This is a genomic window from Variovorax sp. RTB1, assembly GCF_035018765.1.
GTDB lineage: Bacteria > Pseudomonadota > Gammaproteobacteria > Burkholderiales > Burkholderiaceae_C > Variovorax.
On the sequence record NZ_JASJXG010000015.1, the window covers coordinates 51,376 to 75,497 of the forward strand.

The window sequence follows — 24,122 nt, forward strand, 5'->3', positions numbered from 1 at the left end:
CCTTCTAGCGCAGGCCGAGCACGTCGAACATGTCGAACAATCCAGCCTTTTGCTGCGCAAGGAACTGCACAGCGCGGAAGCTGCCTTGCGCGTAAGTGGCGCGGCTGGCCGACTTGTGGGTGATCTCGATGCGCTCGCCAGTGCCGGCGAAGAGCACGGTGTGGTCGCCGACGATGTCGCCGCCGCGGATACTGGCAAATCCGATGGTGGACGGGTCGCGCTCACCGGTCAGGCCTTCGCGGCTGTAGACGGCGCATTCCTTCAAGTCGCGACCCAGCGCGTCGGCGATCACTTCGCCCATCTTCAGCGCGGTGCCGGACGGCGCATCGACCTTGTGGCGATGGTGTGCCTCGATGATCTCGATGTCGTAGCCGGTCGAAAGTGCCTTCGCCGCCATTTCGAGCAGCTTCAAGGTGACGTTGACGCCGACGCTCATGTTGGGCGCCATGACGATCGCGATGTCCTCGGCGATCTTGGCGATCTCCGCTTTTTGCGCGTCGGTGAAACCTGTCGTGCCGATGACCGCTTGCACACCGAGTTCGCGGCAGACCGCGAGGTGCGCCAAGGTGCCTTCAGGCCGCGTGAAGTCGATCAGCACCTGGGCATCTTTGAGCCCATTGCGCAGATCAGAGACGATCGGCACGCCGCTCGCAAAACCGAGAAACGCGCCGGCGTCGGTGCCGAGGGCTTCGGAGCCCGGCACATCCAGCGCGCCGGCCAGTTCGAGGTCAGGCGCGTTGCGCACGCCCTCGATGAGCATGCGGCCCATGCGACCAGAGGCGCCAGCTATCGCGATACGCCGCATGTCAGCGGGTGGTGGTGGATTCGAGCGGCGGGTAGCTCGGCGGCAGCGGAGCCAGCGAAGCGGCAGATGCGTCAGGCTTGATGCTCTTGTCCGGCACGAACTTGCTGAGTTGGTCTTCACTGGCTTCGAGCACGGGCACCTTGCCGCTGCGCTTGCGGGCATCGACAGCCGCCACGAATTCTTCTTCGCTCGGCATGGTGTCGCCGTCGAAGCGGTCGAGTACCTCGCCCTTGAAGTAAACAGTCAGGTGGCGCTGCTGAGCGTCGACGCCTTGCCGACGAATGGTGAAGACGTAGTCCCAACGATCGACATGGAACACGTCGGTCAGCAGCGAGGTGCCGAGTACTTCGCGCACTTGCTGTCGCGACATGCCAGGCTTCAGCTGCTCGACCTGCTCTTTGGAGACGAAGTTGCCCTGGACCACATCGACCTTGTAGGGCGTGACAGCGCTCAACGCATCGCGGGTTCGCGTGCCGAGGTTGGTGCAAGCGCCCAGACAGAGGCTCGCGGCGACGCTGGCGATAAGCCAGACGCGGCTTTTTGAATTGGCAAGCATGGGGGAAAAGGGTAGCGATATGATCGGCGCATTGTAGCGGCTGGCCCCCGGCGGACCCCGTTCCGTACGGCCCACGCAGGAACGACCATGGCCAACATCGACGAACTCAAGAACACCGGCCTGAAGGCCACCTTGCCGCGCCTGAAGATTCTCGAGATCTTCCAGACCGGCGGCCTGCGGCACATGACGGCCGAAGACGTCTTTCGCATTTTGCTCAACGAGCACTCCGACATCGGCCTGGCCACGGTTTACCGCGTGCTGACCCAGTTCGAACAAGCCGGAATCCTGGAGCGCAGCCACTTCGAAAGCGGCAAAGCCGTCTATGAGCTTAATGAAGGCAAGCACCACGACCATTTGATCTGCACATCGTGCGGAAAGGTCGAGGAGTTCTACGACGCCGAGATCGAGCGGCGCCAGCAAATGATCTCTCTCGACAAAGGCTGGATTCTGCAAGACCACGCCATGTCGCTGTACGGCCTTTGCGCCGACTGCGCCAGCCGACGCTAGTCCTGACGGCCCGACTCCATCGCCCTGTGGTGCCGCTCCACGAATTCGGCATAGGTGTCGATGCCGCGCAGCTGCAAAATTGAATTGCGCACCGCCGCCTCGACCAGTACTGCAATGTTGCGCCCTGCCACCACCTGGATGATGACCTTGCGCACCGCGATGCCCAGCACATCTTGCGTCAGCGGAGCCGAGGGCATGCGCTCGTAGTCGCGCTCGAAGCTGTCGCGGCGCACCAGATGCACGATGAGCTTGAGCCGCATCTTCCGGCGCACAGCCGTCTCACCGAAGATCGCGCGAATGTCCAACAGGCCGATGCCGCGCACTTCAAGCAGGTTCTGCAGCAAGTCGGGGCAGCGGCCTTCGAGCGTGTTCTGGTTGATCCGGTAGAGATCGACGGCGTCGTCGGCCACCAGACCATTGCCACGGGAAATCAACTCCAGGCCCAGCTCGCTTTTGCCGAGGCCCGACTCGCCGGTGATCATCACGCCGAGCCCCAGGATGTCCATGAAAACGCCGTGCATCGACGTGCGCTCTGCAAAATGCTTGGACAGGTAGGCGCGCAGCAGATCGATGACGAAGGCCGAGGATTCGCGCGTGGCAAAGAGCGGCAACTGGGCGCGCTCGCAGATCGACAGGAGTTCGTCCGGCGCGCTCTGGGCATCGGCCAGCACCAGCATCGGCGGCTCCAGTGTCACGATGCGGCCGATCCGGCGGGCGCAGTCTTCGGGCGTTCCGCGCGTCAGGTAGGCGACCTCGCGGGCGCCGAGGATCTGCACACGGTAAGGATGGATGTAGTTGAGGTAGCCGACCAGGTCTGCCGCTGACTGCGCGCGGCTGATGACCTCGATGTCGAACTGGCGCTCCGAGGCTCCCAGTCCCGCCAGCCACTCCCAGCGAAGCGAGCCGCGAAACTCCTCGAACATCGCATCGGCGCTGATGACGGTCGGCTTCATGCGCGCGACCGTCCTGCTGCCGATGCGTTCAAGCCACCTGCGCCGACTGCCATCCTGCGATGAGTGCGTGCAAGACGGATGCGTCGGTGCTCGACTTGATCTTCTCGCGCAAAGCGGCATCGCTCAACAGCTCGGCAATTTCAGAGAGGATCTCGAGGTGTTTCTGCGTCGCCGCTTCGGGCACCAGCAAAAAGATGAGAAGCACGACCGGCTGTTCGTCCGGTGCGTCGAAACCGATCGCATTGGCCAGCTGGAACACCGCCGCCATCGGCGACTTGAGTCCCTTGATGCGGCCATGCGGAATCGCGACCCCATGACCCAAGCCGGTTGAGCCAAGCCGTTCGCGGGCAAAGAGGCTGTCGGTGATGAGGGCTCGGCCTAATCCGTGGAGGTTTTCGAACAGCAAGCCGGCTTCTTCGAAAGCACGTTTTTTGCTGGTGGCGTCAACGCTCACGAGCACTTGGGCGGGTGGCAGGATGGACGCGAGGCGATTCATTGTGGGGCAGGGCGGGGGCGATTATGCACTGGCCCCGAAAAAAGCAAAGGGCCGCTAGATTGGCGGTCCTCGATCATGCAAGAGGATTTACCCAAAGGAGAACTACATCACACGTTTAGGCGCTTCATGATGATGATCTTGCAGACGGTCTTTGTGGCGCACCACCTGGCGGTCGAGCTTGTCGACCAATTCATCGACAGCGGCGTACAGATCAGCGTTACTGCACTCGGCGAACATGTCGCTGCCCTTGACGTGAATGTTGCACTCTGCCTTTTGCCGGCGTTCCTTTTCCTTCTGCTTTTCCACCGTGAGGATCACCTTCACATCGACCACTTGGTCGAAGTGCCGGGTGATCCTGTCCAGCTTGCTCGTGACATAACTTCGCAATGCGGGAGTGACGTCGAGGTGATGGCCGCTGATCGTCAGATTCATGAATGACCTCCTGGGAAACGTTGCAGAAATGGCCAGCATTCCGGGATGGAAAGTGGCCGGCGGAAACGGAATGGCACCGGTACAGAAACGGGAGGATTGCTGGGGAGTGAGGTGGAGCCCGAGGCAGAAAGAGGGTGGGTTCGATTCACTATGCCCACGTTGCCGAGGCATTGCAATCCCTCTCTTTCCCCAACATTTGGGGTGACTTTGGGGACACATTTGTGCGCTATCTAATTCATAGCAGTCCGTGTGCGCCCGCATTGGTCGGCGATTCGATTCAGCCGCAAATCAAAGCCCGGTCGTCGTTACATCGCCATGCCGCCGGCAGGGGATCAGCGCCAGCTCGCCCGCATCCGGCTCAGCAAATCGATGGTCGCGGCGGGTGGCGGCACCGCGGGCGCCCTCGCAGGCGGTGCCGGCCATGTCACCTGCTCGAACCGTGCCGTGTCGGCCGCGGTAATGAAGCGAGTGCGCCCGGCGTAAAGATGGCGATCTCCCCTTACGGCCTGCTGCGTGACATAAAAGCGCTGCGGCACGAGCAGGTGCAAATGGTCGCGCGCCCGCGTCATGGCAACGTAAAGCAACCGCCGCTCTTCCTCGAGCTCCTGCGCGCCCTGAGCGACGTCGGCCGGCATGCAGCCATCGACCACATTGAGCACGTGAACCGAGTTCCATTCCTGGCCTTTGGCCGAGTGGATGGTCGACAGGATCAGATAGTCCTCGTCGAGCAGCGGTGGCCCAGAGCGATCGCTCGTGGCCTCGGGCGGATCGAGCGTGAGCTCGGTCAAAAATCGCTCGCGCGAGGCATAACCGGAGGCGAGCCGAGCCAGCTGTTCGACGTCGCCACGTCGCACGCCCGAGGTGTCGTCGTGCAGCCGTTCGAGGTGCGGGATGTACCAGCGCAATGCGAGTTCCATATCGGCTGGCCAGCTGAGCGACGACTCACGCAAGGCGGCGTACGTTTCGGCAAAGCGTTGCCATTCGACCTGCGCTGCAGCGGGCGGCATGAATGCCTTTACCGCGGCGCCGGGGTCGGCGGCCACGTCCATGGCATCGAGCAGGCGTGTTGCTGTCGCCGGCCCGATGCCCGGAATCATCTGCGTCACGCGGAAGCCCGCCATCCGGCCGCGCGGGTTCTCGGCAAAGCGCAGCACCGCGAGGAGGTCTTTGACGTGCGCGGCTTCGAGAAACTTGAGGCCGCCGTATTTGACGAACGGGATGTTGCGCCGCGCCAGTTCGAGCTCCAGCGCCGCACTGTGCGTCGAGGTGCGAAAGAGCACCGCCTGCGACTTGAGCGCGAGCCCGCCCTCACGGTGCGCGAGCACGCGGTCGGCCACCCAGCGCGCTTGCTGCGCTTCGTCGGGCACCAGCACCAGCTGAGGCCGGCCGGCCGAAGCCTTGTCGGTCCACAGCGTCTTGGCATGCCGCTCGGCCGCCTGTGCGATGACGGCGTTCGACACGTCGAGGATCGGCTGCGTGGAGCGGTAGTTGCGTTCCAGCGTGACGATGCGCGCCGGGCGCGTGAACTGCGTCGGAAAGTCGAGGATGTTGCGCACCGTGGCGCCCCGAAACGAATAGATCGATTGCGCGTCGTCGCCGACCACTGTCACGCCACGGCCATCGGGCTTGAGCGCCATCAGAATCGACGCCTGCAAGCGGTTCGTGTCCTGGTACTCGTCGACCAGCACGTGGTCGAAACGCGCGCCGACCTGCGCAGCCAACGTGGGCTCCGCGACCATGCCGGCCCAGTACAACAGCAGGTCGTCGTAGTCGAGCACGTTCTGCTGCTGCTTGGCCTCGACATAAGCGCCGAACAAGCGCTTGAGTTCGACCTCCCATTCGGCACACCACGGAAACGCCTGCTCCAGCACGTCGCCCAGCGAGGCACAGGTGTTGACGGTGCGAGAGTAGATCGACAGGCAGGTGCCCTTGTGCGGAAAGCGTCGGGTGCTGCTCGACAACCCGAGTTCATGCCGGACCCAACCCATCAGGTCTTCCGCATCGCCGCGATCGTGGATGGTGAAGTTGTCGTTCAGTCCGATGTGCGCCGCGTATTCGCGCAACAGTCGCGCGCCGATGCCGTGAAAGGTGCCGGCCCAAGGCAACGCCGGCGGCACCTCCGACTTGAGTGCGAACACCCGTGCCACGACCTGGCCGGCGCGGCGCTCCATCTCTTGCGCGGCACGACGTGAAAACGTCAGCAGCAGGATGCGCTGCGGATCGGTGCCTTGCGCGATGAGCCGCGCCACGCGGTGCGCGAGCGTGCTGGTCTTGCCCGAGCCGGCACCGGCGATAACCAGCAGTGGTCGGTCGTCGCAAGCAGGTTCGCCAAATGCCGCATAGACACCGTGCTCGACCGCTGCCCGCTGTTCATCGTTCAGGTCGGTCAGCGCCGCAGCGAGCCGCTCTGCCTGCGTGGTCGGTACCGCGCCATGCGCTGAAAGATGCGGAGGGAGAAGGGTCGGCGCCACGGTCTGCATTGGCGCAATTTTACTGGATGCCCATCCAGATGCGTGACCGTTACATGACGGGCCCGGTGACATAATTCGCGCCTTGCTGTAACCGGAGACTCCGCCTTGGAAACCTACCCGTCTTGGCAGCTTTCGGTTCCCGTTTGACGCGCGTGTCGATCGAGGGATTCGGAAGCGCCCCGCCCTCGTTCAACCGCACAGTCCATCCACGGGAGTGAGCCCATGCTCAATATCTTTACGCTCGCCAACGGGCGCCTCGTCCAGGAAGAAATCGAGTCGCTCGAAGAGCTGTCGAAATTCCAGCCGATCTGGGTCGACCTAGAGTCGCCATCGGTCGACGAAAAGCGCTGGATCAAACAGTATTACGGCCTCTCCATCCCCGAAGACGCGATGGACGAGGACATTGAAGAGTCGGCCCGCTTCTACGAAGAAGACAACGGCGAACTGCATATTCGCAGCGACTTTTTGATCGATGACGACGAAGACCCGCGCTCGGTGCGCGTCGCCTTCATCCTGAACCAGCACAACAGCGAGTTGCGCAGCCGCGGCGTGCTGTTCTCGATACACGACGAAGACGTGCCGGTGTTCCGCTTGCTGCGCATGCGCGCGCGCCGCGCACCGGGGCTGATCGAAGACGCCAAGGAAGTGCTGCTGAAACTGTTCGACGCCGACGCCGAATACTCCGCCGACACACTGGAAAACATCTACGACGAACTGAAGAAAGTCAGCGAACAGGTGCTGGCCGGCAAGATGACCGACGACCTGGCAAGCGAAGTGCTTGGCGAGATCGCACGCCACGAAGACCTGAACAGCCGCATTCGGCGCAACGTGATGGACACGCGCCGCGCGGTCAGCTTCATGATGCGCAGCAAGATGCTGAACGCCGAGCAATTCGAAGAAGCGCGGCAGATCCTGCGCGACATCGAGTCGCTCGACAACCACACCGCGTTCCTGTTCGACAAGATCAACTTCCTGATGGATGCGACCGTCGGTTTCATCAACATCAACCAGAACAAGATCATCAAGATTTTTTCCGTGGCGAGCGTGGCGCTGCTGCCGCCGACACTGGTGGCCAGCATCTACGGCATGAACATGAAGTTCCCGGAACTGGAATGGCTCGGCCCCACGCTCAGCTACCCCTATGTCGTGGCTTTCATGATCGCCAGTGCCCTGGGACCGATGTGGTACTTCGGGCGCAAGGGCTGGTTGAGTTGAGCTCGCCCCCAGGTCGCTGCGCACTTCGTGTCGCCGCTCCCACCCCCTGACCGGGGGCAACACCAGCGGCCGGGCGAGCCGGTGCTGCGGTGTTCCTGAACTGATACCGGGACGTTAGTCGAGCAAGGGGAGCAGGGCGCCGATCAGGGCTCTGGCTTGCTTGCCGGCGACTTGGGAGAGGTACGCGGGGAAGTCGACGTGGGCCGTTTCGTCGGCGCGGTCGGAGATGTTTCTGACTGCGGCGAAGGGGATGGCGTAGTCGTGGCAGACCTGGGCTACCGCTGCGCCCTCCATGTCTACGGCGAGGGCTTCGGGGAGGTCGCGCTGCAGGGTCAGCGCTTCATGCGCGGCTGAAACGAAGCGGTCGCCGCTGACCAGCAATCCTTTGTGGATGCGCATGCCGCCGAGGCTGAAGCGGGCGCGTGTCGCGGCGTCGAACACGCCGGTCGAGACGGCGCCTGCGGCCATCGCGAGCAGGTCGACCAACTCTTCGTCGGCGGCGAAGCGCGAACGGCCGTAGAGCGGCACCTCGTGGCGCGGGAACAGTGGCGATGCATCCATGTCGTGCTGCAGAAACGCTGTGCCGATGACGGTGTCGCCGACCCGCACGTCTGGGTGCAAACCGCCGGCCACACCGGTGAACACGATACGTCGAACACCGAAGCGTTCGATCAGCGCCGTCGCCGTGGTTGCCGCGGCGACCTTGCCGATGCGCGACAGCGCCAGCACCACCGGCTTGCCGTGCCAGCGGCCGGTGTGGAAATCGCGGCCCGCATGCCGGACATGCATCGCTTCTTCGAGCTGCTCGCGCAGGCCGTGCTGCTCTTCGGGCAGCGCACTCAGGATGGCCGTCGGCATCAGAGCACCCCGACGTTCGCGGTCGCTTCCGCCGTGGCTTGCGCCATCACTTCATGTCGACGCCATAGAAAGTGTGACGGCCGAAGGGGCTCAGCTTGAAGTCGACGACTTCCTTGCGTACCGGCTTCAACTGCACGGCGTGGGCGATGGTGAACCAAGGTGCTTGTTCCTTGAAAATGACCTGTGCCTTTTTATAGAGCGCGTCGCGATCGGCCTGCTTGGGCACGTTCTTGGCTTTGACCACCAGGTCTTCGTAGGGCTGATAGCAGAACTTGGCGACGTTGGAACCGTTCGACTGCGCCGATGCGCAACCCAGCAGCGTGTACATGAAGTTGTCCGGATCGCCGTTGTCGCCCGTCCAGCCGAGCATGCCCATCTGGTGCTCGCCGGCCTGCATGCGCTTCCTGTACTCACCCCATTCGAAGGTCTTGATCTCGGCCTTGACGCCGATCTTGGCAAGGTCGGCCTGCATCAGTTCGGCGATGCGCTTGGCGTTCGGGTTGTAGGGGCGCTGCACCGGCATGGCCCACAGGTCGGTCGTGAAGCCGTTGGCGAGACCGGCTTCGGCCAGCAGCTTCTTGGCAGCAGCGGGATCGTAGGGATCGTCCTTGACCGCATCGTTGTAAGACCACATGGTCGGCGGAATCGGGTTCTTGGCGGCGACGCCGGTCGTCAGGTAGACGCCGTCGATGATCGCCTTCTTGTCGATCGCCATGTTGATGGCCTTGCGCACGCGCACGTCGTCGAACGGCTTCTTGGTCGTGTTGTACGCAAGGTAGCCGACGTTGAGGCCTGCCTGCTCCAGCACCTGCACGTTCGGGTCCTTGCGGATCGCATCGAGGTCGGCCGGATTCGGATACGGCATCACATGGCACTCCCCTTTTTGCAGCTTGGCCCAGCGCACCGACGCATCGGGCGTGATCGAGAAGATCAGGTCGTCGATCTTTGCCTTGCCGCCCCAATATTGCGGGAACGCCTTGAAGCGGACGATGGCGTCTTTCTGGTACTGAACCAGGTAGAACGGGCCGGTGCCGATTGGGTCCTGGTCGATCTTTTCAGGCGTGCCGGCCTTCAGCATCGCGATCGCGTATTCCTTCGACTGCACACCGGCGTACGGCATCGCGAGGTTGGCCAGGAACGGCGCCTCGGCCTTGTTCAGCACGATCTTCACCGTGTAGTCATCGATGCGGTCGACCGTCTTCAAAAGCTTGGGCATGCCCATGTCGTTGAAGTACGAGTGGTTCTGGCTCGTGACCTTGAAGTACGGGTCGTTCTCTTTCCACTGTCGCTCGATCGAGAAGATGAAGTCGTCGGCGTTGAAGTCGCGCGTCGGCTTGAAGTTCTTGCTCGTCGTGTGCCACTTCACGCCCTTGCGCAGCTTGAAGGTGTACTCGGTGCCGTCGGGTGAGATGGTCCAGCTCTCGGCCAGACTGGGCAACACCTTGGTGCCGCCGCGCTCGAAGTCGACCACGTTGTTGTAGACCTGTGTGGTCACGTCGAACGAGGTTCCGGTCGTGTTGACTGCCGAGTAGAAATTCTCGGGGCTGCCTTCGGAACAGAAGACCAGTGTCTTGGCGGCCGCAGCGCCGCAAGTGAGGGCAAAGGCCATCGGCAGCAGCACCGATGCGAGACGAACATTCTTCATGGGATCTCCTTCTCAAAAAACTGAACGACAAAACGGGTCACGAAGTGACGTGGTGACTCAGCGAATTCAGAACGCCATCGGCGAGCGCGCGATCTGCACCGCGACCGGCCCATCGATGAACTTCTCGGCATAGTGGCACGCCACCATGCGCTCGTCGAGTGCGCGCAGCAGCGGGCGCTCGATGTGGCAGCGTTCGGTAGCGTGCCCACAGCGCGTGCTGAACACGCAACCGGCCGGAGGATCGAGCGGCGACGGCAACTCACCCTGCAGCACGATGCGCGCGGTCGCGAGCCCCGGCGTGGATGCCAGCAGCGCTTGCGTGTAGGGATGCAGCGGACGCGCAAAGATGCGCGCGTTAGGCCCCTGCTCCACAGCGTGGCCGAGGTACATGACCAGCACATCGTGCGCGATGTGCCGCACCACGCCCAGGTCGTGCGAAATGAAAAGGTATGCGAGCCCGAGCTCGGCCTGCAGGTCCGCCAGCAGATTCAACACCTGCGCCTGGATCGACACGTCGAGCGCCGACACCGGCTCGTCTGCCACCAGCAGCCGCGGCTCCAGCATGAGTGCCCGCGCGATGGCGATGCGCTGCCGCTGGCCGCCGGAGAACATGTGCGGATATCGGTTGGCATGTTCGGGCCGCAGGCCGACACGCGCCAACATGTCGCGCGCCTTGGCGGCACGGTCGGCCTTGCTCAACGCCGTGTTGATGGCGAGCGGGTCTTCTAGTACGGCTGCGATCTTCTTGCGTGGGTTGAGCGAGCCGAATGGGTTCTGGAACACCAACTGCACGGCCTGGCGCAGCTCACGCTTGCGGTCGAGCGGCGGGTCGACCGCGTCGACACCGATCAACGTGAGGCGGCCCGATGTCGGCTTTTCTATCAACGACACCATGCGTGCCAACGTCGACTTGCCGCACCCCGATTCACCGACCACCGCGAGCGTGCGGCCGCGCGCCAGCCTGAACGAAACGCCGCCGACGGCCTGCAATTTCGCAGGCGCACGGAACAACCCGCGCCGCACCTCGTAGACGCGCTTCAGGTCGACCGCCTCGACCACGGTTTCGCTCGACGAGGGTTCGGTCGTCATCGATTTCAAATCGGGCTCGGCGGCGCTCATGACAGCGCCTCGACTGCGCGCGAACGGTCATCCATGATGGCAATCGACCGATCTGCGTCGCCCAACGGAAAGTGGCAACGCACCTGTGCGTCCTGAAACGCTTGCAACGCCGGCCGCACCGCGCAAGCGTTGGCCGTCGCGTCGACGCAGCGCGGCGAAAAAAGGCAGCCCGCAGGGCGGTCGTGCACGCCGGGCACCATGCCAGCGATCGTGGCGAGCCGACCTTCCGGCGCAGCGCGTTCCGGCAACGCCGCCAGCAATGCCTCGGTGTACGGATGTTGCGGGGTGCTGAAGAGTCGGTCGACGCGCTGCTCTTCCATCACCTGGCCCGCATACATGACCGCCACGCGCTGCGCCATGTCGGCCACCACGCCCATGTTGTGCGTGATGAGCACCAGCGCCATGCCGCGCTCTTTTTGCAGGTTGCGCAGCAGGTCGAGGATCTGCGCCTGGATGGTCACGTCGAGCGCGGTGGTCGGCTCGTCGGCAATCAGCAAGCGAGGGTTGCAGGCGATCGCCATCGCGATCATCACGCGCTGGTTCATGCCACCCGAGAGCTGATGCGGGTAGCTGTCGATGCGCGTCGCCGCCGCCGGAATGCCGACCTGTTCGAGCAGCTCGATGGCGCGTGTCTTGGCTGCACGCTTGTCGAGCTTCAGATGCAGCCGCAAGGTTTCCATCAGCTGGAAGCCGACAGTGAAGCAGGGGTTGAGGCTGGTCGTCGGGTCCTGAAAGATCATCGCGACATCCTTGCCGACCAGGTTGCGGCGCGCCTTGTCGGAGATGCCGAGCAGGTCGTTGCCGGCAAAGCGCATGTGCGCCGCCTGCACGCGGCCGGGGTAGGCGATGAGGCCCATCAGCGCCATCATCGTGACGCTCTTGCCCGAGCCCGATTCGCCGACGATGCCGAGTACCTCGCCTTCGTCGACCGTCAGGCTCACGCCGTCGACGGCATGCAGCACGCCGCCCTGCGTGGGGAAGTCGACGTGCAACTCTTTGATGTCGAGCAGGCTCATCGTTTCAACTTCGGGTCGAGCGCATCGCGCAGCCCGTCGCCCAGCAGGTTGAAGGCGAGCACAGCGATCAGGATCGCCAGCCCCGGAAACGTCACGACCCACCACGCGCGCAACACGAACTCACGCGCGTCGGCCAGCATCGTTCCCCACTCGGGCGATGGCGGCTGCGCACCGAGGCCGAGAAAGCCGAGCGCCGCCGCATCGAGGATGGCCGTCGAGACGCCGAGAGACGCCTGCACGATCAGCGGCGCCGCGCAGTTGGGCAGCACCTCGCTGAACATGAGCCGCAAGGTACTGGCACCGCTGACGCGTGCCGCCGTCACGTAGTCGCGCGAAACTTCGGTGATGACCGCCGCCCGCGTGATGCGCACGTAATGCGGCAGCACGACGATCGCCACCGCGAGCATCGCGTTGACGAGCCCCGGCCCAAGAATCGCCACCACCACGATGGCCAGCAGCAGGCTCGGCAAGGTCAGCACGATGTCCATCGCCCGCATGATCGCGATCTCGACGACGCCACGAAAGAAGCCCGCGATGAGGCCGAGTGAGACGCCCACGATCACCGACATCGCCACCACCGCGATGCCGATCGACAACGACAGGCGCGCGCCGAACATGAGGCGCGACAGGATGTCGCGGCCGATGGCGTCGGTGCCGAGGAAGTACGTGATGGAGCCACCCTGCTGCCAGAACGGTGGCCGCAAGAATGCGGCGCTGTTCGTGAGGTTGGGCGCGTGCGGTGCGATCAGCGGAGCCGCCAAGGCAACGAACAACAGTACGACGATGACGACGAGCCCCATCACAGCGCCCCGGTTCGCCGAGAACGCGGCCCAGAACTCGCGCCATGGCCCGGGCGGTGCGGTCATCACGAGGATGGGCGAAGAAGAGGTGGACAAGGCCATGTCAGCGCGACTGCCTGATACGCGGATTGATGACGCCGTAGGCCACGTCGACCAGCAGATTAACGATCATCACGATGACGCCCAGCAGCAGCATGCCGCCCTGCAACACCGGATAGTCGCGCCTACCGATCGCCTCGATCAACCACTTGCCGACACCGGGCCACGAGAAGATCGTCTCGGTCAGGATGGCGCCCGTGAAGAGCACGCCGACCTGAAGCCCGATGACCGTGACTACCGGAATCAGCGCGTTGCGCAACGCGTGCAGCGCGACCACGCGAAAACGCGACAAGCCCTTGGCGCGCGCAGTGCGGATGTAGTCCTCGCCCAGCACTTCGAGCATGGCCGAACGCGTCATGCGCGCGATGACCGCAAGCGGCACCGTGCCGAGCACGATGGTCGGCAGGATGAGGTGATGCAGTGCCGACCAGAAAGCGTCGACGTCGCCGGCCCGCAGCGAATCGATGAGCAGAAAGCCGCTGCTCGGCTCGATGAAATACTGGACGGCGATGCGTCCCGACACCGGCGTCCATCCCAGTTGCACCGAAAAGAACAGGATGAGCAGCAGGCCCCACCAGAAGATCGGCATCGAATAGCCAGTGAGCGACACCGCCATCACGCCGTGGTCGAAGATGGAATTTCGTCGTACTGCCGCCAGGATCCCGGCTGGAATTCCGAGCACCAGGGCAAAGACGATGGCACACAGCGCAAGCTCTACCGTGGCAGGAAAAAGCGACAAGAACTCGCTCATGACCGGCTCCTGCGTGATGACCGATTTGCCCAGGTCGCCGTGCAGCACCCGTGCGATGTAGATGCCGTATTGCGCGATCAGAGGCTTGTCGAAGCCATAGGCCTTCAGCAGTTCCGCATGGCGCGCCGGGTCGATGCCGCGCTCACCGGCCAGCGTTTCGATCGGGTCACCGGGCACCAGACGAATCAAAAAGAACGCGAGCAGCGTCATGCCGATGAAGGTCGGCACCAAAAGGCTCAGGCGCGTGAGAATGAAACGGAACATCGATCGTCTTGATGCAAGACCAGTGCCGGCCGACCGACGCGCGTTTCCGTTCCTGTTACCGGAGGGCGGTCAGACGGCCGCAGCCGGCTTCTTGGCGTCGCGCAGTTCGCGTCTCAGGATCTTGCCGACCGGCGTTTTTGGCAGGTCGGTACGGAATTCGATCACGCGCGGCTGTTTGTAGCCGGTGAGGTTGGCACGGCAGAACTCCTTGACCTGGTCTTCCGTCAGCGTCGGGTCTTTGCGAACGATCACCAGCTTGACCGCTTCGCCGGTCTTCTCGTCCGGCACGCCGACCACCGCGCATTCGAGCACGCCGGCCAGCGTGGCCACCACGTCTTCGACCTCGTTAGGGTAGACGTTGAAGCCGCTCACCAGCACCATGTCTTTCTTGCGGTCGACGATCTTGAAGAAGCCCTGCGCATCGACGGTGCCGATGTCGCCGGTCTTGAGATAGCCATCGGGCGTCATGACCTTGGCTGTTTCATCGGGCCGCTGCCAGTAGCCCGCCATCACCTGCGGGCCCTTGATGGCGATTTCGCCCCGCTCGCCGGCCGGCACTTCGATGCCGTCGTCGTCGAGCAGCTTGAGCCAGGTGCTGGGCAGCGGAAGGCCGATGGTGCCGGTGTAGGACGTGCTGGTGGTCGGGTTGCAAGTGGCCGACGGCGAGGTTTCCGACAGGCCGTAACCTTCGCAAATCGGGCAGCCGGTTTTCTCGAGCCAGAGCTTGGCGACAGCGCCCTGCACGGCCATGCCGCCACCGACCGACACCTTCAGATTCTTCCAGTTGACGGTATTGAAGTCCGCATGATTGGCCAGTCCGTTGAAGAGCGTGTTGACCGCAGGGAAGCTGTGGAAGGTGTGCTTGGACAACTCCTTCAGCGTGGCAGCCATGTCGCGCGGATTGGGGATCAGGATCACTTTGCCGCCGGTGCGCAGTCCCAGCATCATGTTCACCGTGAACGCGAAGATGTGATACAGCGGCAACGCGCACACGCTGGTCGGCTGCTCGCCATTGGGCACGCGATGCATGACAGGGTCGTTCCAGGCTTCTGACTGGAGCACGTTGGCGATCACGTTGCGATGCAGCAGCACCGCGCCCTTCGATACGCCGGTGGTGCCGCCGGTGTACTGAAGCACCGCGACATCGTCCGGCCCGATGGTCACGGGCTGGAATGTCCGGGCCGCGCCCTGGTCGAGCGCATCGTTGAAGCGCACCGCAGTCGGCAGATTGAAGTCGGGCACGAGCTTCTTGACGTTGCGCACCACATAGTTGACGAGCGCACCCTTCAAAAAGCCGAGCCGGTCGCCCATCGACGCGAGCACGATGTGCTTGATCGGCGTTGACGCGATGCAGTGCTGCAGCGTGACGCCGAAGTTCTCCATGATCACGATCGCCTTGGCACCGGAGTCCTTCAATTGGTGCTCGAGCTCGCGCGGCGTGTAGAGCGGATTCACATTCACCAGAATCAGCCCCGCCCGCAGGATGGCAGCGACGGCCATCGGGTACTGCGGGCAGTTGGGCATCATCGCGGCGACGCGGTCGCCCTTGACCAGGCCGAGGCCTTGCAGGTACGCCGCCAACGCCTTGCTTTGCTTGTCGGTCTCGGCGTAGCTGACGTCCTTGCCCATGAAGCTGTAGGCCGTGCGATCGGCGTACTTGGTGAAACTTTCTTCCATGAGCGCGACAAGCGACGCGTAGCGCGAGGCGTCGATGTCGGCGGGTACGCCTTGCGGGTAGCTGCTCAGCCAGGGGCGGTCTGTCATGTCTCTGTGTCTCTCTTTGTTCGGTGCTCGCGTTCGGGCTCGTGGCTCGCCGTCAGGCTACTCGATCGCCTTGCCCATGTCCTCGACTACTTTCTTCGCATCGCCGAAGACCATCATGGTCTTGTCCATGTAGAACAGTTCGTTGTCCAGGCCCGCATAGCCTGCCGCCATGCTTCGCTTGTTCACGATCACTGTCTTGGCTTTGTACGCCTCCAGGATGGGCATGCCGTAGATCGGGCTGCCCTTGGTGTGCGCTGCGGGGTTCACCACGTCGTTGGCACCGAGGATGATCGCCACGTCGACCTGGCCGAACTCGCCGTTGATGTCTTCCATCTCGAAGACCTGGTCGTATGGCACTTCCGCTTCGGCCAGCAGCACGTTCATGTGGCCCGGCATGCGGCCCGCCACCGGGTGGATCGCGTACTTGACCTTGATGCCCTTGTCAGTCAGCTTCTGCGCAAGCTCCTTCACCGCGTGCTGTGCGCGAGCGACAGCCAGGCCGTAGCCCGGCACGATCACCACCGTCTCGGCGTTGCCCAGCACGAAGGCCGCATCGTCCGCGCTGCCGCTCTTGACCGGGCGCTGCTCCTTGGCGCCGGTGGCCGCGGTCGTGGCCTCGCCGCCGAAGCCGCCCAGGATCACGTTGAAGAACGAGCGGTTCATCGCCTTGCACATGATGTAGCTCAGGATCGCGCCCGACGAGCCCACCAGGGAGCCCGCGATGATCAGCATCGCGTTGTTCAGCGAGAAGCCGATGCCCGCCGCCGCCCAGCCCGAATAGCTGTTGAGCATCGACACCACCACAGGCATGTCGGCGCCGCCGATAGGGATGATGATGAGCACGCCCATCACGAAGGCCAGCGCCAGCATGGCGAAGAAGGCGATCCAGCTTTCGGTGCCGACGAACACCAGGCCGAGCACCAGCATCAGCAACCCGAGCACCAGGTTGAGCATGTGTTGGCCCTTGAACTGGACCGACGCGCCCTGGAACAACCGGAACTTGTACTTGCCCGACAGCTTGCCGAAGGCGATGACCGAGCCGCTGAAGGTGACCGCGCCGATGGCCGCGCCCAAGAACAGCTCGAGCCGGTTGCCGAACGGAATCGCATAACGTAAGAAGCCGTCGACCAGCACCGCGCCATCGGCCGTCGTGGCGGCCGCGACGGCAGCCACTGGCGGCGGCGTGATGCCGAAGGCCCACGGTTCCGCGACCGCAGCAACACCGATGAACACCGCTGCCAGGCCGATCATGCTATGCATGAAAGCGACCAGCTCGGGCATCTTGGTCATCTCGACCTTGTTCGCCATGTAGGCGCCGACACCACCGCCGACCACCAGCGCGCCCAGCACCCACGCCAGGCCGCGGCCGAAGTCGACGTTGAGCGACTGCGCCTGGCCGTGCACCAGCGCGATGGTCGTCACCACGGCGATCGCCATGCCGCTCATGCCGAAGACGTTGCCGCGGATCGAGGTGGTCGGGTGACTCAGGCCTTTCAGGGCCTGGATGAAGAAGACGCTGGCGACGAGGTACAGCAGCGTGACCACATTCATGCTCATGTCTTGTCTCCTGCGGGTGCCACGGTCTTCTTCTCTTTCTTCTTGAACATCTCCAGCATCCGCCGGGTCACCAGGAAGCCGCCGAAGACGTTGACCGCCGCCAGCGCCACCGCCAGCACGCCCATGGTCTTGCCCAGCGGCGTGACGGTGAGGGCAGCCGCCAGCATGGCGCCGACGATGACGATCGCCGAGATCGCATTGGTCACGGCCATCAGCGGCGTGTGCAGCGCCGGCGTGACGGTCCACACCACGTGGTAACCCACGTAGATGGCCAGCACGAAGATGATCAGGTTGATGACTGTGTGAGATACGGGGTCCATGGCTTCTCCTCGTTATTTTTTGGTGACCAGGCCGTCATGCGACACACGGCAGGCGGCGACGATGTCGTCTTCCAGGTCGATCTTGAGCGCGCCGTCCTTGGTGACGATCAGCTTCACGAAGTCGAGCACGTTGCGCGCATAGAGCGCCGAGGCATCGGCCGACAACAGTGCCGCCAGGTTGGTTTCGCCGACGATCGTCACACCATGCTTGACCACCGTCTTGTCGGGTTCGGAAATCGGACAATTTCCTCCGGTAAGGCCGCCCACGCCGTCCGGTCCCTTGCCGGCGGCGATGTCGACGATCACCGAGCCGGGCTTCATCGCCTTGACCATGTCCTCGGTGATGAGCGTCGGTGCGGCGCGGCCGGGGATGAGCGCGGTGCTGATCACGATGTCCGCCAGCGCCACGCGCTTGGCCACTTCGATCTGCTGGCGCGCCAGCCAGCTCGCAGGCATCGGCTTGGCGTAGCCACCGACGCCTACTGCCGCTTCCTTCTCTTCGTCGGTGTCGTACGAGACTTCGATGAACTTGCCGCCGAGCGACTCGATCTGTTCCTTGACGCTCGGGCGCACATCTGACGCCTCGATCACCGCGCCCAGGCGCTTGGCCGTCGCGATGGCCTGCAAGCCGGCTACGCCGACGCCGAGGATCACCACGCGGGCGGCCTTGACGGTGCCGGCGGCGGTCATCAGCATCGGAAAGAAGCGCTGGTATTTGTCGGCGGCGATCATCACTGCCTTGTAGCCGGCGATGTTGGCTTGCGAGCTCAGCACGTCCATGCTTTGGGCGCGCGTGGTGCGCGGGGCGGCTTCGAGCGCGAAGGCGGTCAGGCCCGCCGTGGCCATGCGCTGCAGGCCGGTGGCGTCGAAAGGGTTGAGCATGCCGATGAGGACCGTGCCGGGCTTCATCAGGGCGGCTTCGCTGTCGGAAGGCGTGCGCACCTTCAGAACCATCTCCGCGGCGTAGGCGCCCGCGGCATCGACGATCTCGGCGCCAGCCGCCTCATAGGCCGCGTCGGTCACGCTGGCTGCCACGCCGGCGCCGGACTGCACGCGCAAGCTGTGGCCCAGTGCCGATAGTTTCTTGACCGTCTCGGGGGTGACGGCCACTCGGGTTTCACCCGCCGTCGTTTCGGCGGGTACGCCTATCAGCATAGAAGTCTCCTCAGGGCAGGGGTCGCGGAATGCGGGCAGAGCTTACCGCAAGACTCCGGCCCGGCGGCTAAGCGGTTACGCGGACGCCAGAGCACCAAACCGCCCGGCCAGCCTCTTCCCATTGCTATTTAAATGATAGCAACTGGACGTCTATCCCGGGCAGATTGCACGGGACGCGCGACTGACAGGGCCGCACATCATGGCGTTGCGCTGGCTGCCCTGGCTATGTTGGGAAACCAAGATAGCCAAAGCGCACTAGTTCTCGGCTGATGACATTTGTTATCCGCACGGTCATCTATCCGTGGAGTAGTTAACAGTTGTTCCAGGAGGCCCGTCGTTAACATGCGCGCAGCGGTTCAAGGCCGCATTAGGTCAGTAGAAATCGGTTAGCAGGGAGCTCAAAAAATGAGAATTGCGGCGCTTGACGACGAAGCGGGTCAGCTCGAGCTGATTCAACACACGATGGATGGCATCGGCCACGAATGCCACGGCTATGCGGACGCGAGGACGCTGTTACGCGACCTCCGGACGCAGACCTTCGACTTGCTGGTTCTCGACTGGAGCCTGCCGGACGTCGAAGGCCCGACAGTCGTGCGCTGGATTCGCGAAGAGCTCGCGAGCCGGCTACCGATCCTGTTCGTGACCAACCGGCGCGAAGAGGCCGACATGGTCGAAGGCCTCGGCGCCGGTGCCGACGACTTCATGGTCAAACCGATCCGCGTCGGCGAGCTCAAGGCCCGCGTGCAGGCGCTGTTGCGCCGGGCCTATCCGGCGCATTTCGAGTCGGAACTGGTCTTTGGGCCATACCATTTCTTTCCACAATCGCGCAGCCTCGAAGTCAACAACAAGGCCGTCGAACTGAAGCACCGCGAGTACGAACTTGCGCTTTTCTTGTTTCAGAACATGGGCCGGCTGCTGTCACGCGAGCATTTGCGTGAAGCCGTTTGGGGACTCGGGCCGGAACCGGCTTCGCGCTCGCTCGACACTCACGTGTCACGCCTTCGCAGCAAGCTCGACCTGCGTCCGGCCAACGGCTTTTTGCTGTCGGCCATCTATGGTCTTGGCTATCGGCTCGAAGCGCTGGAGGCCGACAGCTTTTCAGACGTTCGCACCGCCCTCGGCACGCCTTCATGAGGCGAGTGCAATGGCGCGGCGCCTGCGCCGCGCCGCTGTTGGCCGCAGCGCTGGTCGCCCTGGCCGCGAGCCCGAGTTGGGCACGTGGGCCCGACGGGTTCACGACCCATCGGGTCGAAGAGGGCCAGACCCTGCCATCGATCGCAGCAATTTACCTGCGGTCGCCCAAGCAATGGCCGCTGCTGCAAAAGCTCAACCGCATTCAAGACCCGAACAAGATCGCCGTCGGCACGATGCTGCAGATTCCGGCGCGTCTGATGAAGCCCGCTGCCATCAACGCACGGGTCGAATTCGTCAGGGGCTCGACCACAGCGATCAGCGCGGCAGCAGCTGATACGGCCGCGCCGCGCCGCAAACCGGCCAAAGGCGCGCTTGGCGTGCCGGCACCTGCCAGCGCCATTGCCGAGCCGCTGGCGATCGGCAACACCCTCGTCGAAGGCGCACAAATAAAGGTGCCTGAAGACGGCTACCTTCTGCTTCGACTGGCAGACGGTTCGATCGTGCGCATTTTGGCCGGTTCCGACGTCGAACTCAAACGTCTGCGCCGGCGCGGCGCGGCCTCCGACAGCTTCGAATCGATCATCGACGTGCGCGGCGGTAAGGTCGAGTCCGAAGTCTCCAAACAACCCAAGGGCCGCGTCTTCGAAATCCATGCGCCCGGCGCCGTGGCCAGCGTACGCGGCACGCACTTCGATGTCGCTGTCGGGGTCGATGGCCGCACCGGCACCACGGTCAGCGAAGGCACGGTGGCGGTGCAGGCGCGCAAGCCCGCGCGCGGTGCTTCCCGAAAGACCACCATCACCGCAGGCCAGGGCGTGCTCGTCGACGGCAAGGGCAAATTTGGAGAGCGCCGCGCCTTACCGGCCGCACCGGACCTCACCGCCTTGCCAGCCGAGTACCAGGACGCCGACCAGCTCGTCTTTGACCTGGGCGAAAGCGAGGCGTCCACACGCCACGAAGTCCGCATCGCCCGCGACAACACCTTTCGCGAAGTGCTGCGCGATGGCATGTTCGCCGGCCGCGCAGTGAAGTTCGTCGCGCTCGACGATGGCGACTACATGCTGGGGATTCGCTCGGTCGACACCGAAGGACTGGCCGGCGCGGAGGCCAGACGCAGCATCCGCGTCCACGCGCACCCGGTGCCACCGCTGTATCAAAGCCCCGCGCCCGACGCACGCGTGACCAGCGAGGCCGCGCAACTCGTGTGCTCTGAAGTGGCCGGCACCGAAGTCCATCTGCAGGTTTCGAGCCGCGCTGATTTTTCGCAGCCCGAGGTCGATCAGCCGGGGCTGTCCCGTTGCCGACTCGGCCTGGCAACGCTGCCGCTCGGCGACTACTACTGGCGTGTGGCCTCGGTGCAGACGCCCGGCCCGGGACACGGCCCGTTCGCGACGCCCCAGCGCTTCTCGCTCATCGCGACACCCAAGGTCGGCACGCTGGACGTGGCGGATGCCGGCGACTCCCCGACGCTCAACTGGAGCGCTGTGGCGGGTCACAGCTTTCACGGCCAGATCGCCAAAGACGAGGCCTTCCGACAAATCGTCCTCGAAGCTGATCTGAAGGCGCCGCGCTGGACCATCAACGGCGTCGAGCGTGGCGCCTACTACGTGCGACTCCGGGCACGCGACGCATCGGGTGCCGAAGGGCCGTATTCGCCGCCACGTTTGCTGCGCATCGGCGGCGTGGTGCGGACCTCGACCGGCGGCGGCGTCGTCAGCGGCGACGGCGAACCGCTCGCCCGGCCCTGAGCCGCGGGCCCGTTTTCCACCATGGCGACAACGCCTGCGCCCTTGCTGCCCGGCGACTCGGACCCCGCACCGCAAACGCCGTTCCGCAAAGCGCTTCAACGCTACTGGCGTCGCCGCGGCGCCTGGCTGGTGCTCACTGTCGGCCTGCTCGCACTCGTGACCGAGCTCACGCTGACCCAGCCGCTGCCGCGCTTCGATCGTCTGCTACAAGAAAACACCGGCGCGCCGCTCGAACAGAAACCATCCGGCAACGTGGTCATCGTCGCGATCGACGAAAAGTCGCTCGCGGCCATCGGCCGCTGGCCCTGGCGACGCGCCCTGCATGCCGAAGCGCTGCGGCGCATTGCGGCGCAAAACCCGCGCTGTATCGGCTTTGACTTGCTGCTGCCGGAACAGGATTCGACTTACGCCGCCGACGATGCCGTGCTGGCGCAGGCCATGCAGGACAGCGGTTGTGTGGTGCTGCCGATGGCGCTGCAATCGGTCGGCCAGCAAACGCAGAAAGAACTACTGCCGACGCCCCTGCTGGCCCGTGCGGCCAATGCCGTCGGCCATGCGCATCTGTCGCTCGACCAGGATGGCATCACCCGCAGCGTCTACATGCGCGAAGGTTTCGAGGGCCGCCCCTGGCCGCACTTCGTCGTCGCGCTGCACGACGCCGCGCTGGCGTACGAAAAAGGCCAGGCGCCGCCGCCGCGTCCGCCGTTGCCGGCCATTGAAAGCAATTTGCCATGGCTGCGCGAGCAGCATGAGCTGGTCGTGTTCGCGCGCGGCGAGCAGCCCTTTGTCACGGTGTCGTACGTCGATGTGCTGCAAGGTCGCGTCGCGCCCGATGTTTTCAGGGACAAGTACGTGCTCGTCGGCGCCACCGCGGTCGGCATGGGTGATGCCTATGCCACGACGGCGCCTAGCGTGACCGGCCTCACCCCCGGCGTGCAGATCTTTGCCGACGTGCTCGAGGGCGTGCTGCGCGGGCGGCGCGTGGTCGACGCGTCGATCTGGCAAGACCTTGCCTACAACCTCTTGCCGCTCGCCGTGGCGCTCTTCGGACTGCTCTGGCTGCGGCCCGTCGGCGTGATCGCGTTGATCGGCGCCATGCTCGCGCTGCGCCTCGGGCTGAACGCGACGTGGCCCTGGGTGGGCGTTCAGTTTGCGCCGGCGGCGGGCTTCGCGGGCTTGCTGTTGGTCTATCCGCTGTGGAGCTTTTTGCGCCTGTATGCCGCGCTGAGTTACCTGCGTTGGGAAACCGAGCAGCTGGCGCTCGATTTCAAGGGCGGTACGGTGCCGTTGCCGCCGCCGAGGCCGGGACGTGGCGACTTTCTGGATCGGCAAATGGCCGCCACATCGGCCGCCGCACAGCGCATGCGCGACCTGCATCGCTTCGTGCGCGATGGCATCGACCATCTGCCCGACGCGACGATGATTCTGAACGGCCGCGGCCGAGTGATGATCTCCAACATCGCTGCGCAGCGATATTGGCAAACCGATGCCACCGGCCTGTTCGGCCGCGATGCGCACCGGTTGCTCGCGGACCTGCGCTGGCGCACGACGGGCGCCCCGATGATGCCGACCGGCGCCTTGTTGAACGGTGTGCAGCCGATCATGGGCGAAGGCGAAGACCCAAAGGGCCATTCGTTGCTGTTGCGCTGCGTGCCGTTCTTTGACGATACCAACGCGCATGCCGGCTGGATGGTGGCGCTGGTCGACATCAGCAAGATGCGCCGCGCTCAGGGCCAGCGCGACGAAGCCTTGCGCTTCATCTCGCACGACATTCGCGAACCGAGCGCGTCGATACTGACCACCATCGAGTTGGCGCGCACACGCCCCGAACTTTTCGAAGGTGACGCGCTGTTCCAGCGCATCGAGCGCCATGCGCGAACCGGGCTCGAACTGGCCGATGGCTTCGTCAACCTCGCCCGTGCCGAAGCCCAGCCGTTCCGCGCGGAAATACTCGATCTCGTGGCGCTGATGCAGATGGCCATCGATGACGCATGGATCGCGGCGCGGCAGCGCAAAGTGCGGGTGCTTCTGACCACTGCGCTGGAAGACGCACCCTGCACCGCCGACCGGAGTTTGCTCACCCGGGCGCTGACCAACGTGCTGAGCAATGCGCTCAAGTACTCGCCACCGGGCGCCGATCTGCGCTGCAGCCTTGTCGAAGCCGAAGCTGACTCCGGCCCGACATGGCGCATTGGCGTTCAGGACCAGGGGCCTGGCATCCCGCCGGAGCTACAGTCGCAGTTGTTCCAGCCGTTCAACAGGCTCCACCGCGACAGTCACCCCGACGTGCACGGTGTCGGTTTGGGCTTGCTGCTGGTGCGCACCGCCGTGCATCGTCATGGCGGAACGATCGAGATCGACAGCGCGGCCAATGCCGGCTGCACCGTGACGCTGGTGCTCCCCAGGCCGACTGCTGCCGAACTAGAAGAATTGAGAAAAGACGTGCAGGAGTGACCC

Annotated in this window: 21 protein-coding genes; 5 read left to right on the forward strand and 16 right to left on the reverse strand. The window is 64.2% G+C overall.

Going from position 1 to position 24,122, the window contains the following annotated elements; all coding sequences use genetic code 11:
* Positions 1-4: 4 nt before the first annotated feature.
* Both dapB and QN397_RS11900 read right to left on the reverse strand, forming a co-directional pair.
* Positions 5-805, reverse strand: coding sequence for a 4-hydroxy-tetrahydrodipicolinate reductase (dapB, locus tag QN397_RS11895; protein ID WP_323497834.1), 801 nt, complete (start codon positions 803-805; stop codon positions 5-7).
* A 1-nt stretch (position 806) separates the two neighbouring features.
* Positions 807-1,361 (reverse strand): outer membrane protein assembly factor BamE, encoded by a 555-nt coding sequence (locus QN397_RS11900; RefSeq protein ID WP_323497835.1) that lies wholly within the window; start codon positions 1,359-1,361, stop codon positions 807-809.
* 87 nt (positions 1,362-1,448) lie between these two features.
* Between QN397_RS11900 and fur the strand changes: the two genes are divergently transcribed.
* Positions 1,449-1,868: a ferric iron uptake transcriptional regulator gene (gene fur, locus QN397_RS11905; RefSeq protein WP_187053448.1), complete on the forward strand. Its 420-nt coding sequence runs from the start codon at positions 1,449-1,451 to the stop codon at positions 1,866-1,868.
* On the opposite strand, the gene hprK is transcribed toward fur, so the two are convergent.
* The 4 genes from hprK to QN397_RS11925 all read right to left on the reverse strand — a co-directional run bounded on the left by hprK (position 1,865) and on the right by QN397_RS11925 (position 6,229).
* Positions 1,865-2,821, reverse strand: a complete 957-nt coding sequence (gene hprK, locus QN397_RS11910; RefSeq protein WP_187053449.1) for an HPr(Ser) kinase/phosphatase — start codon at positions 2,819-2,821, stop codon at positions 1,865-1,867. The two genes, fur and hprK, sit on opposite strands and share 4 nt — an antisense overlap.
* A gap of 28 nt (positions 2,822-2,849) precedes the next feature.
* Positions 2,850-3,317 carry a PTS sugar transporter subunit IIA gene (locus QN397_RS11915; RefSeq protein WP_187053450.1) on the reverse strand — a complete coding sequence of 156 codons (468 nt, stop codon included), beginning with the start codon at positions 3,315-3,317 and terminating at the stop codon, positions 2,850-2,852.
* A 102-nt stretch (positions 3,318-3,419) separates the two neighbouring features.
* A complete protein-coding gene (hpf, locus tag QN397_RS11920) occupies positions 3,420-3,749 on the reverse strand; it encodes a ribosome hibernation-promoting factor, HPF/YfiA family (protein ID WP_323497836.1) in 330 nt (109 codons plus the stop codon).
* Positions 3,750-4,081: 332 nt separating this feature from the next.
* The gene (locus QN397_RS11925) at positions 4,082-6,229 is read right to left on the reverse strand and encodes an ATP-dependent helicase (protein ID WP_323497837.1); all 2,148 of its coding nucleotides are present in this window, start codon (positions 6,227-6,229) and stop codon (positions 4,082-4,084) included.
* Between the two features lie 213 nt (positions 6,230-6,442).
* Here QN397_RS11925 and corA point away from each other — a divergent pair, with 213 nt between their 5' ends.
* Entirely contained in the window at positions 6,443-7,435 is a 993-nt protein-coding gene (gene corA / locus QN397_RS11930) for a magnesium/cobalt transporter CorA (protein ID WP_323497838.1), read from the forward strand.
* A gap of 114 nt (positions 7,436-7,549) precedes the next feature.
* Here corA and QN397_RS11935 read toward each other — a convergent pair whose 3' ends face one another.
* From QN397_RS11935 to QN397_RS11980, 10 genes are all read right to left on the reverse strand, one after another.
* Positions 7,550-8,293: a 5'-methylthioadenosine/adenosylhomocysteine nucleosidase gene (locus tag QN397_RS11935; RefSeq protein ID WP_323497839.1), complete on the reverse strand. Its 744-nt coding sequence runs from the start codon at positions 8,291-8,293 to the stop codon at positions 7,550-7,552.
* 46 nt (positions 8,294-8,339) lie between these two features.
* On the reverse strand, positions 8,340-9,938 hold the full coding sequence (locus tag QN397_RS11940) for an ABC transporter substrate-binding protein (RefSeq protein WP_323497840.1): 1,599 nt from the start codon (positions 9,936-9,938) through the stop codon (positions 8,340-8,342).
* A gap of 66 nt (positions 9,939-10,004) precedes the next feature.
* The gene (locus QN397_RS11945) at positions 10,005-11,057 is read right to left on the reverse strand and encodes a peptide ABC transporter ATP-binding protein (protein ID WP_323497842.1); all 1,053 of its coding nucleotides are present in this window, start codon (positions 11,055-11,057) and stop codon (positions 10,005-10,007) included.
* A complete protein-coding gene (locus tag QN397_RS11950) occupies positions 11,054-12,073 on the reverse strand; it encodes an ABC transporter ATP-binding protein (protein ID WP_323497843.1) in 1,020 nt (339 codons plus the stop codon). Before QN397_RS11950 ends, QN397_RS11945 begins: the two co-directional genes overlap by 4 nt.
* Positions 12,070-12,975: an ABC transporter permease subunit gene (locus tag QN397_RS11955; RefSeq protein ID WP_187053457.1), complete on the reverse strand. Its 906-nt coding sequence runs from the start codon at positions 12,973-12,975 to the stop codon at positions 12,070-12,072. Before QN397_RS11955 ends, QN397_RS11950 begins: the two co-directional genes overlap by 4 nt.
* 1 nt (position 12,976) lies before the next feature.
* Positions 12,977-13,987, reverse strand: coding sequence for an ABC transporter permease subunit (locus QN397_RS11960; protein ID WP_187053458.1), 1,011 nt, complete (start codon positions 13,985-13,987; stop codon positions 12,977-12,979).
* Between the two features lie 69 nt (positions 13,988-14,056).
* Positions 14,057-15,751, reverse strand: a complete 1,695-nt coding sequence (locus QN397_RS11965; RefSeq protein ID WP_323497844.1) for a long-chain-fatty-acid--CoA ligase — start codon at positions 15,749-15,751, stop codon at positions 14,057-14,059.
* A 57-nt stretch (positions 15,752-15,808) separates the two neighbouring features.
* Positions 15,809-17,308: an NAD(P)(+) transhydrogenase (Re/Si-specific) subunit beta gene (locus QN397_RS11970; RefSeq protein WP_323497845.1), complete on the reverse strand. Its 1,500-nt coding sequence runs from the start codon at positions 17,306-17,308 to the stop codon at positions 15,809-15,811.
* Positions 17,305-17,628, reverse strand: coding sequence for an NAD(P) transhydrogenase subunit alpha (locus QN397_RS11975; RefSeq protein WP_187053461.1), 324 nt, complete (start codon positions 17,626-17,628; stop codon positions 17,305-17,307). Before QN397_RS11975 ends, QN397_RS11970 begins: the two co-directional genes overlap by 4 nt.
* Positions 17,629-17,640: 12 nt before the next feature.
* Positions 17,641-18,783 carry a Re/Si-specific NAD(P)(+) transhydrogenase subunit alpha gene (locus tag QN397_RS11980; protein WP_323497846.1) on the reverse strand — a complete coding sequence of 381 codons (1,143 nt, stop codon included), beginning with the start codon at positions 18,781-18,783 and terminating at the stop codon, positions 17,641-17,643.
* Positions 18,784-19,188: 405 nt separating this feature from the next.
* Here QN397_RS11980 and QN397_RS11985 point away from each other — a divergent pair, with 405 nt between their 5' ends.
* From QN397_RS11985 to QN397_RS11995, 3 genes are read left to right on the forward strand one after another with little or no spacing between them, the layout of a single operon-like run.
* On the forward strand, positions 19,189-19,917 hold the full coding sequence (locus QN397_RS11985; protein ID WP_187053463.1) for a response regulator transcription factor: 729 nt from the start codon (positions 19,189-19,191) through the stop codon (positions 19,915-19,917).
* On the forward strand, positions 19,914-21,665 hold the full coding sequence (locus QN397_RS11990; RefSeq protein ID WP_323497847.1) for a FecR domain-containing protein: 1,752 nt from the start codon (positions 19,914-19,916) through the stop codon (positions 21,663-21,665). Before QN397_RS11985 ends, QN397_RS11990 begins: the two co-directional genes overlap by 4 nt.
* A gap of 21 nt (positions 21,666-21,686) precedes the next feature.
* Complete coding sequence (locus QN397_RS11995; protein ID WP_323497848.1) at positions 21,687-24,119, forward strand: CHASE2 domain-containing protein; 2,433 nt, start codon at positions 21,687-21,689, stop codon at positions 24,117-24,119.
* Positions 24,120-24,122: the final 3 nt, after the last annotated feature.

Excerpts from the sequence above, each read along its gene's own strand:
- QN397_RS11995 (WP_323497848.1), top strand. The coding sequence starts at position 21,687 with ATGGCGACAACGCCTGCGCCCTTGCTGCCCGGCGACTCGGACCCCGCA.
- fur (WP_187053448.1), top strand. The coding sequence starts at position 1,449 with ATGGCCAACATCGACGAACTCAAGAACACCGGCCTGAAGGCCACCTTG.
- QN397_RS11970 (WP_323497845.1), bottom strand. The coding sequence starts at position 17,308 with ATGAGCATGAATGTGGTCACGCTGCTGTACCTCGTCGCCAGCGTCTTC.
- QN397_RS11915 (WP_187053450.1), bottom strand. The coding sequence starts at position 3,317 with ATGAATCGCCTCGCGTCCATCCTGCCACCCGCCCAAGTGCTCGTGAGC.
- QN397_RS11975 (WP_187053461.1), bottom strand. The coding sequence starts at position 17,628 with ATGGACCCCGTATCTCACACAGTCATCAACCTGATCATCTTCGTGCTG.
- QN397_RS11925 (WP_323497837.1), bottom strand. The coding sequence starts at position 6,229 with ATGCAGACCGTGGCGCCGACCCTTCTCCCTCCGCATCTTTCAGCGCAT.
- QN397_RS11955 (WP_187053457.1), bottom strand. The coding sequence starts at position 12,975 with ATGGCCTTGTCCACCTCTTCTTCGCCCATCCTCGTGATGACCGCACCG.
- QN397_RS11965 (WP_323497844.1), bottom strand. The coding sequence starts at position 15,751 with ATGACAGACCGCCCCTGGCTGAGCAGCTACCCGCAAGGCGTACCCGCC.
- QN397_RS11935 (WP_323497839.1), bottom strand. The coding sequence starts at position 8,293 with ATGCCGACGGCCATCCTGAGTGCGCTGCCCGAAGAGCAGCACGGCCTG.
- corA (WP_323497838.1), top strand. The coding sequence starts at position 6,443 with ATGCTCAATATCTTTACGCTCGCCAACGGGCGCCTCGTCCAGGAAGAA.
- hpf (WP_323497836.1), bottom strand. The coding sequence starts at position 3,749 with ATGAATCTGACGATCAGCGGCCATCACCTCGACGTCACTCCCGCATTG.
- QN397_RS11945 (WP_323497842.1), bottom strand. The coding sequence starts at position 11,057 with ATGAGCGCCGCCGAGCCCGATTTGAAATCGATGACGACCGAACCCTCG.
- hprK (WP_187053449.1), bottom strand. The coding sequence starts at position 2,821 with ATGAAGCCGACCGTCATCAGCGCCGATGCGATGTTCGAGGAGTTTCGC.
- QN397_RS11950 (WP_323497843.1), bottom strand. The coding sequence starts at position 12,073 with ATGAGCCTGCTCGACATCAAAGAGTTGCACGTCGACTTCCCCACGCAG.
- QN397_RS11940 (WP_323497840.1), bottom strand. The coding sequence starts at position 9,938 with ATGAAGAATGTTCGTCTCGCATCGGTGCTGCTGCCGATGGCCTTTGCC.
- dapB (WP_323497834.1), bottom strand. The coding sequence starts at position 805 with ATGCGGCGTATCGCGATAGCTGGCGCCTCTGGTCGCATGGGCCGCATG.
- QN397_RS11960 (WP_187053458.1), bottom strand. The coding sequence starts at position 13,987 with ATGTTCCGTTTCATTCTCACGCGCCTGAGCCTTTTGGTGCCGACCTTC.
- QN397_RS11900 (WP_323497835.1), bottom strand. The coding sequence starts at position 1,361 with ATGCTTGCCAATTCAAAAAGCCGCGTCTGGCTTATCGCCAGCGTCGCC.
- QN397_RS11990 (WP_323497847.1), top strand. The coding sequence starts at position 19,914 with ATGAGGCGAGTGCAATGGCGCGGCGCCTGCGCCGCGCCGCTGTTGGCC.
- QN397_RS11980 (WP_323497846.1), bottom strand. The coding sequence starts at position 18,783 with ATGCTGATAGGCGTACCCGCCGAAACGACGGCGGGTGAAACCCGAGTG.
- QN397_RS11985 (WP_187053463.1), top strand. The coding sequence starts at position 19,189 with ATGAGAATTGCGGCGCTTGACGACGAAGCGGGTCAGCTCGAGCTGATT.